16 protein-coding genes are annotated in these 15,694 nt (G+C 72.5%); 10 read left to right on the top strand and 6 right to left on the bottom strand.

Going from position 1 to position 15,694, the window contains the following annotated elements:
• Positions 1–164 precede the first annotated feature (164 nt).
• The 4 genes from HW130_RS16240 (at position 165) to HW130_RS16225 (ending at position 3,808) form a co-directional block, all read left to right on the top strand.
• Positions 165–1,094, top strand: coding sequence for an ROK family protein (locus tag HW130_RS16240; protein ID WP_177150285.1), 930 nt, complete (start codon positions 165–167; stop codon positions 1,092–1,094).
• Positions 1,094–2,257: an N-acetylglucosamine-6-phosphate deacetylase gene (nagA, locus tag HW130_RS16235; protein WP_177150284.1), complete on the top strand. Its 1,164-nt coding sequence runs from the start codon at positions 1,094–1,096 to the stop codon at positions 2,255–2,257. The genes HW130_RS16240 and nagA overlap by 1 nt, the downstream gene beginning before the upstream one ends.
• Before the next feature lie 118 nt (positions 2,258–2,375).
• Entirely contained in the window at positions 2,376–3,302 is a 927-nt protein-coding gene (locus HW130_RS16230) for a 1-phosphofructokinase family hexose kinase (RefSeq protein WP_177150283.1), read from the top strand.
• Between the two features lie 104 nt (positions 3,303–3,406).
• Positions 3,407–3,808 carry a hypothetical protein gene (locus tag HW130_RS16225; protein WP_177150282.1) on the top strand — a complete coding sequence of 134 codons (402 nt, stop codon included), beginning with the start codon at positions 3,407–3,409 and terminating at the stop codon, positions 3,806–3,808.
• Positions 3,809–3,930: 122 nt separating this feature from the next.
• Here the strand turns inward: HW130_RS16225 and HW130_RS16220 are convergent, their stop codons facing one another.
• Together HW130_RS16220 and cdgB are read right to left on the bottom strand one after the other, a co-directional pair.
• A complete protein-coding gene (locus HW130_RS16220; protein WP_177150281.1) occupies positions 3,931–4,902 on the bottom strand; it encodes a carbohydrate-binding protein in 972 nt (323 codons plus the stop codon).
• Positions 4,903–4,988: 86 nt separating this feature from the next.
• Positions 4,989–6,626, bottom strand: coding sequence for a diguanylate cyclase CdgB (gene cdgB, locus HW130_RS16215; protein ID WP_177150280.1), 1,638 nt, complete (start codon positions 6,624–6,626; stop codon positions 4,989–4,991).
• Positions 6,627–6,936: 310 nt separating this feature from the next.
• Between cdgB and HW130_RS16210 the strand changes: the two genes are divergently transcribed.
• On the top strand, positions 6,937–7,491 hold the full coding sequence (locus tag HW130_RS16210) for a flavin reductase family protein (RefSeq protein ID WP_309140451.1): 555 nt from the start codon (positions 6,937–6,939) through the stop codon (positions 7,489–7,491).
• A gap of 18 nt (positions 7,492–7,509) precedes the next feature.
• Here HW130_RS16210 and arfB read toward each other — a convergent pair whose 3' ends face one another.
• Positions 7,510–7,947: an alternative ribosome rescue aminoacyl-tRNA hydrolase ArfB gene (gene arfB, locus HW130_RS16205; protein WP_177150392.1), complete on the bottom strand. Its 438-nt coding sequence runs from the start codon at positions 7,945–7,947 to the stop codon at positions 7,510–7,512.
• A gap of 179 nt (positions 7,948–8,126) precedes the next feature.
• Here arfB and HW130_RS16200 point away from each other — a divergent pair, with 179 nt between their 5' ends.
• Positions 8,127–8,702, top strand: coding sequence for a TerD family protein (locus tag HW130_RS16200; protein ID WP_177150279.1), 576 nt, complete (start codon positions 8,127–8,129; stop codon positions 8,700–8,702).
• Positions 8,703–8,756: 54 nt separating this feature from the next.
• On the opposite strand, the gene HW130_RS16195 is transcribed toward HW130_RS16200, so the two are convergent.
• Both HW130_RS16195 and HW130_RS16190 read right to left on the bottom strand, forming a co-directional pair.
• Entirely contained in the window at positions 8,757–10,142 is a 1,386-nt protein-coding gene (locus HW130_RS16195; protein WP_177150278.1) for a M1 family metallopeptidase, read from the bottom strand.
• Positions 10,143–10,362: 220 nt separating this feature from the next.
• Complete coding sequence (locus tag HW130_RS16190) at positions 10,363–10,902, bottom strand: heme-binding protein (RefSeq protein WP_177150277.1); 540 nt, start codon at positions 10,900–10,902, stop codon at positions 10,363–10,365.
• Between the two features lie 263 nt (positions 10,903–11,165).
• On the opposite strand from HW130_RS16190, the gene HW130_RS16185 reads away from it, so the two are divergent.
• The 3 genes from HW130_RS16185 to HW130_RS16175 all read left to right on the top strand — a co-directional run bounded on the left by HW130_RS16185 (position 11,166) and on the right by HW130_RS16175 (position 13,550).
• Positions 11,166–12,302, top strand: a complete 1,137-nt coding sequence (locus tag HW130_RS16185; protein WP_256356127.1) for a sensor histidine kinase — start codon at positions 11,166–11,168, stop codon at positions 12,300–12,302.
• Positions 12,299–12,919: a response regulator transcription factor gene (locus HW130_RS16180; RefSeq protein ID WP_177150276.1), complete on the top strand. Its 621-nt coding sequence runs from the start codon at positions 12,299–12,301 to the stop codon at positions 12,917–12,919. Before HW130_RS16185 ends, HW130_RS16180 begins: the two co-directional genes overlap by 4 nt.
• A 130-nt stretch (positions 12,920–13,049) precedes the next feature.
• Complete coding sequence (locus HW130_RS16175) at positions 13,050–13,550, top strand: hypothetical protein (protein WP_177150275.1); 501 nt, start codon at positions 13,050–13,052, stop codon at positions 13,548–13,550.
• 131 nt (positions 13,551–13,681) lie between these two features.
• On the opposite strand, the gene HW130_RS16170 is transcribed toward HW130_RS16175, so the two are convergent.
• The gene (locus tag HW130_RS16170; RefSeq protein ID WP_177150390.1) at positions 13,682–14,326 is read right to left on the bottom strand and encodes a pentapeptide repeat-containing protein; all 645 of its coding nucleotides are present in this window, start codon (positions 14,324–14,326) and stop codon (positions 13,682–13,684) included.
• A 143-nt stretch (positions 14,327–14,469) separates the two neighbouring features.
• Here HW130_RS16170 and HW130_RS16165 point away from each other — a divergent pair, with 143 nt between their 5' ends.
• Complete coding sequence (locus HW130_RS16165) at positions 14,470–15,654, top strand: NAD(P)/FAD-dependent oxidoreductase (RefSeq protein ID WP_177150274.1); 1,185 nt, start codon at positions 14,470–14,472, stop codon at positions 15,652–15,654.
• Positions 15,655–15,694 lie beyond the last annotated feature (40 nt).

Here is a 15,694-nt window from a genome sequence, read left to right as displayed (position 1 = left end):
TCGATTCTTCCACGTCCGTTCATGAGGTCTACACCATTGCCGGTATCGCTTTCACAACGTCCCGCCGGGATGCGCCCCCTCGCGGCTCCCGGTTTTGTATGGCGTGACAACAATCCCCTCTACTGGACTAGACCTGTTCCCGGTCCACGCGCCACACTGTCTTCGTGAGACACGTCATCGCCCTCGATGTGGGCGGCACCGGCATGAAGGCCGCCCTGGTCGGGGCGGACGGGACACTGCTGCACGAGGCGCGGCGCGCCACCGGGCGGGACCGGGGAGCCGACGCCGTCGTCGCGTCCATCCTCGACTTCGCGGCGGACCTCCGCGCCCACGGACAGGCGCACCTCGGCCGCCCGGCCGAGGCCGCCGGACTCGCCGTGCCCGGCATCGTCGACGCCGAACGCGGCATCGCCGTCTACGCCGCCAACCTCGGCTGGCGCGACGTCCCCCTCCGTGGCCTGCTCGCCGAGCGGCTCGGCGGCGTGCCCGTCGCCCTCGGCCACGACGTCCGCACCGGCGGCCTCGCCGAGGGCCGGATCGGAGCCGGCCGCGGCGCCGACCGGTTCCTCTTCGTCCCGCTCGGCACCGGCATCGCCGGCGCCATCGGCATCGACGGGACCATCGAGGCCGGCGCGCACGGCTGCGCGGGCGAGATCGGCCACGTCGTCGTACGGCCCGGCGGCCCCGAGTGCGGCTGCGGCCGGCGCGGCTGCCTGGAGACCCTCGCCTCCGCCTCCGCCGTCACGCGCGCCTGGGCCGCCGCCTCCGGCGACCCAGGCGCCGACGCCGCCGACTGCGCCAAGGCCGTCGAGTCCGGCGACCCGGCGGCCCTGCGGGTCTGGCAGGACGCCGTGGACGCGCTCGCCGACGGGCTCGTCACCGCGCTCACCCTGCTGGACCCCCGCACGCTGATCATCGGTGGCGGCCTCGCCGAGGCCGGGGAAACCTTGTTCACACCGCTGCGGGCGGCCGTCGAGGAACGCGTCACGTTCCAGCAGCTGCCCGACATCGTCCCGGCGGCCCTCGGGGACACCGCCGGATGCCTGGGCGCAGGGCTGCTCGCCTGGGATCTACTCACGGAGGTAACCGCCTGATGGCCGCCAGCACCGGAAGCACCACGAGCACCGTTCTCGCCGGAGCCCGTGTGGTGCTGCCGACCGGGACCGTGGAGAACGGCCGGATCGCCGTCGAGGGCACGAGGATCGCCGCGGCCGCACCCGGGGATGCTCCCGCGCTCGACCTGTCCGGTCACTGGATCGTTCCCGGCTTCGTGGACCTCCACAACCACGGCGGCGGCGGAGCCTCCTTCACCTCCGGCACCGCCGACGAGGTGCTCCAGGGCGTGCGAACGCACCGGCAGCACGGCACGACCACCCTGGTCGCCTCCACCGTCACCGGCGACATGGACTTCCTCGCGCACCGCGCCGGTTTCCTGTCCGAGCTCGTCGAACAGGGCGACCTCGCGGGCATCCACTTCGAGGGCCCGTTCATCTCGCCCTGCCGCAAGGGGGCCCACAGCGAGGCGCTGCTGCGCGACCCCGACCCGGCCGAGGTCCGCAAACTGGTGGACGCGGCGCGCGGCACCGCGAGGATGATGACGCTCGCCACCGAACTGCCGGGCGGCATCGACTCCGTACGGCTGCTGGCCGAGCACGGCGTCATCGCGGCGGTCGGGCACACGGACGCCACGTACGAGCAGACCCGTGAGGCGATCGACGCCGGCGCCACCGTCGCCACGCACCTGTTCAACGCCATGCCCGCGCTCGGCCACCGCGCGCCCGGACCGATCGCCGCGCTGCTCGAGGACGAGCGGGTCACCGTCGAGCTCATCAACGACGGCACCCACCTCCACCCGGCGGCCCTGGAGCTAGCCTTCCGCAGCGCGGGCGCCGGCCGGGTCGCGTTCATCACCGACGCGATGGACGCGGCGGGCTTCGGCGACGGCCGCTACCAGCTCGGACCGCTGGAGGTCGAGGTCAAGGAGGGCGTCGCGCGGCTCGTGGAGGGCGACTCGATCGCCGGTTCCACGCTCACCCTGGACACGGCCTTCAAGCGGGCCGTCACCGTCGACCGCATCCCGGTCGCGGACGTCGTGACCGCCATCTCGGCCAACCCGGCGAAGCTGCTCGGCGTGTACGACGAGGTCGGCTCGCTGGAGCCCGGCAAGTACGCGGACCTGGTCGTCCTCGACGAGGAGTTCGCCCTCAAGGGCGTGATGCGCCGTGGTGAATGGGTGATTGCACCACAAGTGGTGTGATTTCTGCGCAAACCCCGGCAAGGCGGTTGGTCACCAGGTCTTGGGCCAACCGCCTTCTGTTTGGCATGATCAGGACTCGTACGAGTACGGCAGGCGCGCTATCCGGGGGTACAGACGAGTGATCCTTACGGTCACACTCAACGCCGCCCTGGACATCACGTACAAGATCGCCGCCCTCGCCCCGCACACCACGCACCGCGTCGCCGAGGTCCGCGAACGCCCCGGCGGCAAGGGCGTCAACGTCGCCCGCGTGCTCAGCGCCCTCGGCCACGAGACCGTCGTCACCGGCTTCGCCGGCGGGCACACCGGCGCCGTGCTGCGCGAGATGCTCGCGCCGCTCGCCCCGCGCGACGCGTTCGTCCCCGTCGCCGGCACCACCCGCCGCACCATCGCCGTCGTCGACGACGCGAGCGGCGACACCACGCAGCTCAACGAGCCGGGCCCGACCGTCACGCCCGAGGAATGGTCCGCGTTCCTCGCCGCGTACACATCCCTCCTCGCCGAGGCCCACGCGGTCGCGCTCTGCGGCAGCCTGCCTCCGGGCATCCACGTCGGCGCCTACGCCGAACTGGTCCGCCGTGCCCGTGCCGCCGGCGTGCCCGTCCTCCTCGACACCAGCGGCGAACCGCTGCGCCGCGGCATCGCCGCCCGCCCCGACGTGATCAAGCCGAACGCCGACGAGCTCGCCCAGCTCACCGGCTCCCGCGAACCGCTGCGCGCCACCCGCGACGCCCGCCGCCGCGGCGCGCACGCGGTCGTCGGCTCGCTCGGCCCCGACGGCCTGGTCGCGGCCACCCCCGACGGCATCTGGCAGGCGTCCCCGCCCACGGCGGTCCGGGGCAATCCGACCGGCGCGGGCGACTCCGCCGTGGCAGGTCTTCTGTCCGGCCTGGTCGAAGGGCTCCCCTGGCCCGACCGCCTGGCCCGCGCGGTCGCCCTGTCGGCGGCCACGGTGCTGGCCCCCGCGGCGGGCGAGTACGACGCCGCGGCGTACGAGAAACTCCTGCCGCAGATCACGGTGACGGAGCACCTGGCGACGCTGTGAGCCGACCGACACCTTCTCAACAAGCTCGCTAGCCGCCCCCAAAGGTCGCATAACATACGACAGTTAGTTCGATTCATTACCTAGGGGGGATTGTGCGTTCTCGCATGCCGATCGCAACTGCCGCATTGACTGCGGCGGTTGCGCTCACCATTGGCACAGCCGGTCCCGCGCAGGCTGACGGCACCAGCGGCTACCACGGATGCAGCACGACCGGCGCATCTGGCGGCTACGACTTCAGCAACTACTACGGCCCCGACGCCAGGGTCAAGTTGTCCTTCAGGCTGTATGACACGCAGGCAGACGGACACCACGTACGCATTCGCCTCATCTCAAAAAACGTACACGGCACCATCAAGAGATGGGGGTGGCGCAGCCACACCGGCGGATCCGGAACGTCGCAGACATGGGAGACCTACGCCGAAGACTCCTCCGGGCTCTTTGACATAGGTGTCGAAGTAGCGCGGTTCGAGGGCAACACCATGCTCAACCAGTGCTTCGACTGGTAGGTCCTCAGGTCTCGCGTGCTCTGGCCTCACCCCGACTCGGGGTGAGGCCAGACTTCTTCTGCGGCAGCCGATGCATCCGGGGGCACGGCATCCTCGCTGACACCAGGGGCTTGCGGCAAGCCTCAGCCCTTCTGGCCCGCCTCCAGCCACACCTGGTCGAGGTACGCCTCACACTGGTTGCCCAGCTCGCAGGAGATCTTGAGGTCGTTCTTGCCCTTGTCGAGGTTCACGAAGACGTAGGTGTTGGTCCAACCCTTCGCCCAGTCACCCTCGGCGGCCTTGGAGAAGTTCGCCATGTTGATCTCGCGGGGCGTCTGGCCATTGATCGTGAGCGAGGTCTTGGCGTCCTTACCCGGCACGCTGTAGGTCAGGTACATGGTGTAAGCGCCCGCCTCGGGCACCTCGACGGACCAGCTCGCCGAGCCGCCCGGGCCGTTGAACATCACATAGCCGCCGCCGGTGCCCTTGGCGCCCGGCACGGTGTTCGCCGCGGTCGCCGGGGCACCCAGCTTCAACGACGCCGCGTCCTGCTTCGGCAGCTCGGCCGGCTCCTCGGGCTTGTCCGAAGGACCGTCGCTCGGCTTGACCGATTCCGCCGCCGTCGGGCCCGTGCTCGCGCCGGGGTCGCCGCCCGCGTCGTTCTTCTCGTCGCCGCTCGTCAGCAGCGCCGCGCCGATGCCGATCACGACGACCGCGACGACCGCGATGGCGCCGATGAGCAGGCCCCGGGTGTTGGGACCGCGGCCGCGGCCCTGCGGGGGCACCGCCGGGGTCTGCCGGGTCTGCGCACCGCCGGGGTACGTCTCCGGTGCGGCGTACGCGGCGGTCGGCTGCTGGCCGTAACCCTGCTGCGGGCTGTAGCTCTGCTGCGGGAACCCCGGGGCGGGCGGCTGGGCGTACTGACGGCGTTCGCCGACCGTGCGCACCTGGTTGTACGAGGTCCGCGGGACGCCGGGCTGCGGGGCGGGACCGGGGTAGCCGTAGCCGCGACCCTGCCCCGGCGGGGTGGCGCCCGCGGCCTGCCCGTCCTCGTACAGGTAGCCGAACGGGTCGTCGTCCTCGGGCGTGCTCGCGCCGTTGTTCGCGGCCGTCATACCGGTCACTCCTCACCATCTCGTCAGCACGTCGCCGACCCGGCGAGCCTACCCGGTCGCAGTGGTCCCAAGGGGTGGCCTGCGCCTCATCCGGCCCGACGGTGCACCTTGGCGCGGGACCGCTTCTCGACGTACATCCGCTGATCGGCGGACTGCAGGACCTCCTCCACGGACATCCCGCAACTCGCCCAGCCGATTCCGAAGCTCGCCCCGACGCGCACCCCGCGGCCGCCGACCCTGATCGGCAGGATGATCGCGTTCCGCAGCCGTACGGCCAGATCCGCGGCGTCCGCCGCGCCGAGGCCGTCGGCGAGCACGACGAACTCGTCACCGCCGAGCCGCGCGACCGTGTCCCCGTCCCGTACGCCGGTGGTGAGCCGGCGCGCGACCTCGACCAGCACCGCGTCACCGGTCTGGTGTCCGAACCGGTCGTTGATCGACTTGAAGCCGTCCAGGTCGCAGAAGAGCACCGCGAGGCCCTTCGCGCCGTCGTCGATCTCGTCGTCCGGGGCGACGGTGTGCACATGGTGGTCGTACGGCCGGCCGCCGACCGCGCCGAAGTCGAAGCCGTCCGCGCCGAAGCCGCCGTCGCCCTCGTACGCCGCGTCCAGCGACTGGATGTCGCTTGCGTACGGCGCGTGCGGCCGCTCGCACAGCCGCGCGCTCAGGCGCGCCCGCAGCTCGGCGCTGTTCGGCAGTCCGGTGAGCGCGTCGTGCGAGGCCCGGTGCGCGAGCTGGAGCTCGTGGCGCTTGCGGTCCTCGATGTCCTCGACGTGGGTGAGCAGGAAGCGCGGCCCGTCGGCGGTGTCGGCGACCACCGAATTGCGCAGCGACACCCATACATACGTGCCGTCCCTGCGTCCCAGCCTGATCTCGGCGCGGCCGCCCTCGGCGGAGGTCCGCAGCAGCGTGCCGACGTCCTCGGGGTGGACGAGGTCCGCGAACGAGTAGCGCCGCATCGCGGAGGCGGGCCGGCCCAGCAGCCGGCACAGGGCGTCGTTGGTCCGCAGCAGCCGCCCGTGCTGGTCGCCGCCCATCTCGGCGATGGCCATCCCGCTCGGCGCGTACTCGAACGCCTGCCGGAAGGATTCCTCGCTGGCCCGCAGCGCCTGCTGCTCGCGCTCCAGGCGGACCAGGGCGCGCTGCATGTTGGCGCGCAGCCGGGCGTTGCTGATCGCGATCGCGGCCTGCGACGCGTACATCTGGAGGGCCTCCTGGCCCCAGGGGCCGGGCCTGCGCCCGTTGCGGGGCCGGTCCACGGAGATCACGCCGAGGAGCTCCCGCCCGCCGCCCGACGCGTACATGGGCGCGTAGAGCCGGTCCTGGGGGTGCCACTCGTCCTCGAAGCGGGGCTCGGGGCCCTCGGTGTGCCACTGCGGGACGTCGTCCTCGATCAGGACCCAGCCCTCGGTGTGCGGGATGAAGCGGAGCTCGCCCCACGCCTCGCCCATCGACAGCCGCCGCTCCCAGGACTCGCGGGAGCCGACGCGCCCGGTGATCAGGGCCTCGGCCGCGGCGCTGCCGGCGAAGGCGGCGACGACGAGATCACCGTCGGGGCGGACGAGGTTGACGCACGCCAGCTCGTATCCGAGTCCGGCCACGACGCCGTCGGCGACGGTCTGCAGGGTGTCGGCCAGGCTGCGGGCCGTGTTGAGGTCAGCGACCACCTGGTGCAGCTGCCGCAGGGTCGCAAGACGGACGTAGGGCTCCGACTCGGTCTCCATCGCTTGCTCTCCCCGAGACTTCGACAGCAAAACTCCAGGGTTCTGATTGGCGTACTTGTTGCGGTATACGAGCCACTGAATCACAGCGAGCTGCCCCGCCGGTACAGAGGGTCAACAAATACCGGCCTCTGTGACTCAAGTCACATCAGAGGATGAAGGGTCGAATGGGTCCGCCATGGGCACACCCTCGCTTTCTTGAACACACAACCATCTGTGGGGCGGCCCCCGTCGGCTGGACCCATGGTCCTAGGCCCCGGCTGGTTCCCTGGCCCGATGCGGGTACGGGAGGGCCGAGACTAGCGTTCCGGGTGTGCTCCAGACGACCCCTTCCACCGATGCCGCCGCCATCCCCCATGCTGAGGGGGTGAGCAACGAGGAGTTCCGCGCCGCCATGTCCCGCCTGGCCGCCGGTGTGGTGCTGGTCACCGCGCACGACGCCGACGACGGCCCGCGCGGCGAGGACGTGGGCATGACCGCGACGGCGTTCCTGTCGGTCTCCCTGGACCCGCCCCTGGTGATGGTGAGCCTGCGCAACGGCTCCCGCATGGACGACCTGCTGGCGGAACAGCCCCTGTGGGGCGTCTCGCTGCTCGCCGAGAGCCAGCGCCAGGTCGCGGGCCGCTTCGCGATGAAGGGCCGCGTCAGCGACCGGCTGCTGTTCGAGGGCCTGGCCTACGAGCGGGGCGAGGTGTGCGGGGCGCCGCTGATCACGGGAGCGCTCGCGACGCTGGAATGCCGCACGGAACAACGGGTGGAGGCGGGCGACCACACGCTGGTGATCGGCCGCGTCCTGAGGGTGGGTCTGGCGGGCTCCCACACCGGCCCGCTCACGTATTTCAAGGGCCGCTACCGCCACTTGGCCTGATACCGGTCGCCCCCGGGGTCACGACCAGTCGCGGCCCGAGCGCCCCCGCTTCGTCTCCGCCCGCTGCTTCTTCTCCCGCAGCCTCCGCTCGTTGATGCCGCGGGGGATCTTCGTCGCCCGCCGCGGCCTCGGCGGCGGCGCCGTCGCCTCCGCCAGGAGCGCCGCAAGGCGCACGGCCGCCGCCTCTCGGTTGCGCCACTGAGAGCGGTGCTCCGAAGCGCGTACGGCGATCACCCCGCCCACCAGCCGACCCGCGAGCCGCTCCAGCGCCCGTGCCTTCCACACCGGCGGCAGCGCCTCCGTCCTCGCCAGGTCGAAGCGCAACTCGACCTGGGAGTCACTGGTGTTGACGTGCTGGCCGCCCGGCCCCGAGGAGCGCGAGAAACGCCACAGGAGCTCGGCCTCCGGCAGGGAGACCGAACCACGGATGATGTAGGGCCCGGACATGACACCCATGGTCCCGCGCCGCGCGGAGCCCGTCATCCGCTTTTCCCCGCGTCCCCTGCCGTTCCCCGCCGTTCCCCGGCATTTCCGTCGGCGGACGGAACCTGCCGGTCCCCTGCCCGCGTTATGACGGATGACGGTAGCTTCGCAAGGACCCGAAGCCCGCACACTCGAACAAAGGGGACTTCCCAATGGCAGTAAGCCTGTCCAAGGGCGGCAACGTCTCGCTCACCAAGGAGGCACCGGGCCTGACCGCCGTCACGGTCGGCCTCGGCTGGGACGTCCGCACCACCACCGGCACGGACTTCGACCTCGACGCCTCCGCCATCGGGGTCAACCCGGCGGGGAAGGTCGCCTCCGACGCGCACTTCGTCTTCTTCAACAACAAGTCGACGCCGGACCAGACCATCGTCCACACCGGTGACAACCGCACCGGCGAGGGCGGCGGCGACGACGAGCAGATCAACGTCAACCTGGCGGCTCTGCCGGCCGACGTCGACAAGATCGTCTTCCCGGTCTCCATCTACGACGCGGTCTCCCGCTCGCAGAACTTCGGCCAGGTGCGCAACGCCTACATCCGCATCGTCAACCAGGCCGGCGGCGCCGAGATCGCCCGCTACGACCTGAGCGAGGACGCCGCCGTCGAGACCGCCATGGTCTTCGGCGAGCTGTACCGCAACGGCGCGGAGTGGAAGTTCCGCGCGGTCGGCCAGGGTTACGCCTCGGGCCTCGAGGGCATCGCCCGCGACTTCGGCGTCAACATCTGACCCGGCCGTCCGACCGGCGAGGGCCCCGACCGCTCCGGCCGGGGCCCTTCCCGTTCACGGGGTCTCCGGCCGCCCGTCCCCGTACAGCCACACGTCCCACACCTCGCTGAGGTCCTTGCCCGACCGCTCCTCGGCGTACGCGGTGAAGTCGTCGGTGGAAGCGTTGCCGTGCCGGTGCTCCGCCGCCCAGCCGCGCACGATCCGGAAGAAGGCGTCGTCGCCGACCGCCTCGCGCACCTGGTGCAGGACCATCGCGCCCCGGCCGTACACCGGCGACGCGAACAGGTCGTCGGGGCCGGGTGGTTCGGCGGGCGGGAAGGCCCAGTTCTCGTCGTCCTCGTACGCCGCCTCGAAGCTGTCCTCGACCGGGACGTCCTCGAAGTCCTCCCGCCACATCCACTCCGCGTACGTGGCGAAGCTCTCGTTGAGCCAGATGTCCCGCCAGGACTCGGGCGAGACGGAGTTGCCGAACCACTGGTGCGCCAGCTCGTGCACCAGGGTCGTCCCGTCGAACTGGTCCAGCGGGAAGACGGGCCTGGTCTGCGTCTCCAGCGCGTAGCCGATCCGCTCGCTCGGCACGACGATCGCACCGGCCGACGCGAAGGGGTACGGGCCGAAGTGCCGGGCGCACCAGTCGACGTAGTCGGGGAGTTCGCCGAGCAGGTCCGCGCTCGCCTTCGCGGCCTTCGGGTCGACTGCCGTGACGACCGGCAGCCCGGAGGGCGTGCGCGAGGTCGTCACCCGCAGGTCGCCGACGGCGAGGATCGCGAGGTAACTGGCCATCGGCTCGGCCGAGTGCCAGCTGTGGGTGGTGCGGCCGCCGACGGTGCGCTCGCCGGCCCGTTCTCCGTTGGAGACGGCCTGGACGCCCTTGGGCACGGTGACGGCGATGTCGTAGGTGGCCTTGTCGGACGGGTGGTGACTGCCGGGGAACCACGCCATGGAGCCGGACGGCTCGCCGACCGCGAGCGCCCCGGACGGTGACCTGAGCCAGCCCTCGTGGGCGTCGTCGGAGTCCGTGACGGGCCGCGGGAAGCCGGAGTAGCGGATGACCGTACGAAAACGGGAGCCGTCCTCGATGTCCTGGCGCGGCCTTACGGTCAGCTCGTCGCCGGCCCGGTTGGCCGCCGCGCGCCGCCCGTCGACGGTGGCGCTCTCGACGGTCAGGCCGTGCAGGTCGAGATGGAAGGCGCTGAGGTCCTGCGTGGCCCGCGCGGTGATCTCGGCGGTGCCGTCGAGGCGGCCGGTGGCGGGGTCGTAGTCGAGGGCGAGGTCGTAGTGCTGGACGTCGTAACCGCCGTTGCCGAGCCGCGGAAAGTACGGATCCCGCACCCCGGCGGCTCCCGGCTCCCCCCGCACCCCCACGGACCCGGCCGTACAGCCCGCGAGGACGAGCACGCCGAGGGCGACGACGATCCGGACAGCAGCACGCGGTTCCACGCCCTGATCCTAGGCGGGGGAGCCTCCGGCCCCGCCGCCGCTTGAGGCGCGGGGTCCGGGCGGCGCCCCGAGGGCCGGGAGCCTCCGGCCCCGCCGGCGCTTGAGGCGCGGGGTCCGGGGCGGCGCCCCGGCAGGCGCGCCGCGCGGACAGGCGCGGTAACGCCGCGGGGCCGGGGCCCGCCACGGACCCCGGGGCCATGCCCCCGCCCCGCCGTCAGCGTCAGCGCCCCAGCGCCGCCACCCCCGCCTGCGCGAACTTCTCGTCCAGCGCCCCGCTCGGCGCACCCGCCACACCGATGCCCGCGATCGGGGCGCCCCCGGCGGTGACGGGGGCACCGCCCGCGAGGAACAGCGTGCCCGGGATGTCCTTCAGGTTCGGCGCCTGCTCCAGGCGCCGAACCAGCTCGGAGGTCGGCGCGTTCCACGACACCGCGGTGTACGCCTTGCGCTCGGCGGACTCGTACGACTGCGGGCCCGCTCCGTCGCCGCGGAGGGTGACGATCGTGTTGCCGTTGCGGTCGACGACGGCAACCGTGACGCGCTGGTTCTCCTTCTCCGCGGCCTGCAGCGTCGCCTGCGCCGCCTTCGTCGCGGCCTCGACGGTCAGGTACGTGGACTGCTGCAGGTTGCGGTCGAAGGCGTCGGCCGTGACCGCGGCCCGGGTCTCGGCGGCCGGGGCCGACGCGCTGGCGGAGACCGCGCCGAACGTACCGGCGGCGACGACGGCGGCGGTGGCGGCACCGATGAGGATCTTCTTCACGGGATGGCTCCTTGGGAGGTACGGGCTGCGTTTTCGCCCTGCCGTCGATCCTCCGGCCGCCCCCGGCTCCGCACGGTCCACGGTCCGGCTGCCCCTGTGACCCGTGACGGACGACGGGCATGTCGACCGATCGGCTGATGCCGCCCTGGTCCGCCCGGGTCACGATGGATGCCTACGACCTGCATCACGACCAGGTCGGCGCCCGACCCGAGGAGCGAGCCGTGCACGAGCAGGACCCCGACGCCCGGTGGCTGGCGCGGGTCATGCACGCCGCGTTCTTCCTGCTGCTCGGCGCCTCGCTCGCCCGCTACCTGCTGCGCCACCCCTGGGAGATCCGCTCCCCGTGGATCATCGGCCTGTCGGCCGCGCTGACGCTGCTGTACGTCCTCGGGCCCGTCTTCGGGCCGCGCGCCACACCCCGCCGGTTCGTGCGGCCGTGGCTGTTCACGGTCGTCACCGTGTGGATGGTGCTCGTGGTGCTCGCGCCGAGCTTCGCCTGGTGCGCGGTGCCGCTGTTCTACACGGGTCTGCGCACGCTGCCGATGCGGGCCGCGCTCGTGCTCGTGGTCCTGCTCACCGTCTTCGTCGTCACGGCGCAGGTCCAGCTCTCGCACGGCGGGTTCGACCCCAACCTGGTCATCGCGCCGCCCGCCGTCGCCGCGATCGCCACCGCCGTCTTCGTCCACGCCGAACGGCTCGTGACCCGGCAGCGCGCCCTCATCGACGACCTGATCAGGACCCGCCGCGAACTGGCCGCCACCGAACGCCGCGAGGGCACCCTCGCCGAGCGCCAGCGCCTGGCCATGGAGATCCACGACACGCTCGCCCAGGGCCTGTCGAGCCAGCAGATGCTGCTGCAGGCAGCCGACCGCACGTGGGACGCCGACCCTCGGGCCGCGCGCCGCCATGTCCGTACGGCAGGGTCGATCGCCGAGCACAATCTCGCCGAGGCCCGCCGCTTCGTGCACGACCTGGCGCCCGCCGACCTCGCCGAGGGCGGCAGCCTGGAGGAGGCGCTGCGCAGGGTCGCGGCCCGCGAGTCCGCCGGTTTCCGGGTCGACGGCGCACCGGTCGCGCTGCCGGACCGGGTCCAGTCGGCGCTGGTGCGCATCGCGCAGGGCGCGCTGGCGAACGTGCGCGAGCACGCGGGCGCCGCCACCGCCGCGGTGACGCTGACGTACCTGGACGACCAGGTCGTCCTCGACGTCGCCGACGACGGCCGGGGCTTCGATCCGGGTGACGTGTCCGGCGCCGCGGCCGACGCGCCCTTGGTCGTCCGAGGGCATGGCCTGCCCGCGATACGCGCACGGGTGCGCCAGCTCGGCGGCACCCTGACCGTCGAGTCCGCGCCGGGCGAGGGCACGGTGCTCTCGGCGGCGATTCCCCTGGAGGTGTCATGACCGTACGGATCCTGCTCTGCGACGACCACGCCGTCGTACGGGCGGGGTTGCTGGCCCTTCTCGGCAGCGAAGGGGACATCGAGGTCGTCGGCGAGGCGGGCAGCGGCGAGGAGGCGGTGGCGATGGCCGCCAAGCTGACTCCGGACGTGGTCCTGATGGATCTTCAGCTCGGTGCGGGCATCGACGGGGTGGAGGCGACGCGGCGCATCGCCTCGCCCGACGTGCATGTGCTGGTGCTGACGACGTACGACACGGACGCGGACATCACCCGAGCCATCGAAGCCGGGGCGACCGGATATCTGCTCAAGGCGGAACGGCCGGAGGAGCTGTTCGCCGCGATCCGCGCGGCGGCCGAGGGCCGCACCGCACTGTCGGCACCGGTCGCCGGCCGCGTGATGGACCGGATGCGGGGCGCCGCCGGACCGACCCTGACCGAACGGGAACGGGACATCCTCGGCCAGCTCGCCCGCGGTCTCGGCAACCGCGAGATCGCACGCGCGCTGTTCATCAGCGAGGCGACGGTGAAGACGCACCTGGGCCGTATCTACGCCAAGCTCGGCGTGGACACGCGGGCGGGAGCGGTGGCGGTGGCGAAAGAGCAGCGGCTGCTGCCGTGAGGCCGCAGTGGCCTCCTTCGCTCAGCGCGACACTCCCCGCGTCGGCCGTGCCGCCGGCCGGAACCGGACGCCGTTCACTCGAATACGCGTGCGGTGACGTTTCTCCAGGTCCCATGACACCATCACCTACGTGCTCGACATCGGCTACTCCCTCTCGCGCCGCTTCCCCGACCCCCCGCAGACCGACTACCGGCGCGCGGACGTCCACGCGCTGCGCCACGACCTGTTCTGCGGCGACGTCTACCTCGCCGACACCAAGGCGGACCGGGAGGTGTCCACAGCCTGGGGATGGGTGCCCGTGCTCGACTTCGCGTGGGCGCTGTGCGACATCGTCGAGCAGCTCGACCGCGACCCGCTCGGCAGCCGCGCCGCACGGCCCCAGCACGCCGAGCTCGACTTCACCGAGTCCACCGACCGCATGCTCTTCGAGCGGCGCTTCGGCTGGGTCGACGTCGAAGCCGACTGGATGCCCGGCGACGAGCCGCCCCTCACCTTCGGCCACGCCGAACTGCGCCGCGAGGCCCGCGACTTCCTCCACGACCTGATCGCCGACCTGACGGACATGCACGAGGGTCTCGCCGACAACCCCGCGATCTGGGACCTCCAGTCCCGCTTCCCCCGCACCCAGTAGCCCCGGCCCACCGGCCCGCACGGGACCGCTTCCCCCGGGGTCCGACGGCGCCCCCGACCGCCGCCGCCTCTGCCCCTGGCCGGCCCGGCATCCCCCCGACCGCCGCCTCCCCCGGCCCCTTCCGCCCCCGCCTACTCCACCCGCAGGCCGACCTGCGCCGCCAACGCCGGAGCCAGCTTCAGCAGTTGCGCCGGACTGATCACCGCACCCGCGAGCCGCTCCACACCCCGCGCGATGTCCAGCTCCGTCGCCCCCCGCAGGTCGACGTCCTTCATGAGCACCGTGCCGAAGTCCACCTGCCGCAGTGCGCAGTCCCGGAACTCCACCCTCTCCAGCCGCGCCCCCGCGAAATCCGCCTCCATCAGCACACAGCCCTCGAACACCACGTCCGTCAGCTTCGCCTCCCGCAGATTCAGAAAGTCGATCTTCCCTCCCCTCACCACCACTCCCGTCAGCACCGCCCCGTGCAGCTGCGCCCCGCCCAGCCGCGCGTCCCTCACCTCCACGTCCCGCAACGACGCCCCCGCCAGCTCCGTCCCCACACCCCGTACACCCTCCAGCACGCAGTCCACGAACCGGGCCCCGGCCAGCTCCGTGCCGTCCAGCGCACACTCCCGCAGCGCGCAGTCGATGAACCGCGCCCCCGCACCCCGCTGCCCGCCGAGATCCAGCCCGGCGAACTCCACCCCGTCGTAGTCCCCGTCCGGCTCAAGCGCGCCGCCCCCGAACCTCTCCAGCGGCGGCAGCCGCACCTCGGCCACCCGAGCCGCCGCCACCTTCGTCCCACGCGCCTTCGCCATGGTCCCCATGGTGACGTGTGCCACTGACAACGCCCTCGGGCCGCGGCGATGTCACACATCGCGGCACCGGATCCGTCGCATCCACGAGAACGGACCGAGCCCCCCAGGGAGAGACAGCAATGCAGGAGATCACGGTCGTCGGCGGCGGATTCGCCGGCCTCACCGCCGCCATCACCGCCGCCGAGTCCGGTGCCCGCGTGGCCCTGTACGAGGCGCACCACACGCTCGGCGGCCGCGCCCGCACCGCGGAGGGCCCCTACCGCACCAACGAGGGTCCGCACGCCCTCTACAACCGCGGCCCCCACTGGACCTGGCTGAAGCAGCGCGGCCTGCTCGGCCCCATGGCCGCGCTCCCGCCCCTCGAAGGCGCCCGCTTCCGCTTCCGCCGCGGCGGCGCACTCCGCAGGACCCCGCCGCTCGCCCTGCTCAGGATCGCGCGCCGCCGCGCCGAAGACGCCCCTGTGGACACCGACTTCATGACCTGGGCCACCGGCGTCGCCGGCGAGAGCGGCGCCCGCGCCGCCGCCCACTTCATGGGCGTCGCCCTCTTCCACCACGACCCCGGATCGCTCTCCGCCGCCTTCGTCCAGGAACGGCTCCGACGCACCACCGCCCTGCCGCCCGAGGCCCACTACCCGCGCGGCGGCTGGGGCCAGGTCATCGAACGCATGGCGGCGCGCGCCTGGGACCTCGGCGTACGCATCGAGACCACCTCCCGCGTCGACGCCCTGCCCGAGCGCCACGGACCCGTGATCGTCGCCACCTCCCTCGACGCCGCGCGACGGCTCATCGGCGACGACACCCTGCGCTGGCCCAGCGGCCGCACCACCCTCGTCGACCTGGCGCTGCGCGCCCGGCACGGCGACCCGTTCGTCGTCTCCGACCTCGACGCCCCCGGCTGGCTGGAACGCTTCACCGCCCAGGACCCGTCACTCGCCCCCAAGGGGCAGTCGCTCATCCAGGGCCAGCTCCCGACAGCCCCCGACGAGTCCAGGGCCGACGGCGTCGCCCGCGCCGAAGCCCTCCTCGACCTCGGCTTCCCCGGCTGGCGCGAGCGCACCGTGTGGCGCCGCGAGGCGCTGGCCAACGGCCGGACCGGAGCCGTGGACCTGCCCGGCACCACCTGGCGCGACCGGCCCGCCATCGACCGCGGCGACGGCGTCTACCTCGCCGGCGACCAGGTGGCCGCCCCCGGACTCCTGTGCGAAGTGGCGTTCAACAGCGGGATCGAAGCGGTTTCGCTCGCCCTGCGCGACATCAAGTACGCGGGGACACGAACACCCCTTGACCTCAAGCAAAGTTGAGGTTGAACAGTGGGTCCCGCAACCGACAACGAGGGAGCCC

It is taken from the genome of Streptomyces sp. PKU-EA00015 (assembly GCF_013387495.1).
GTDB lineage: Bacteria > Actinomycetota > Actinomycetes > Streptomycetales > Streptomycetaceae > Streptomyces.
The sequence above is the reverse complement of the archived record's forward strand: the minus strand, read 5'-3'. Positions and strand labels throughout refer to the sequence as shown.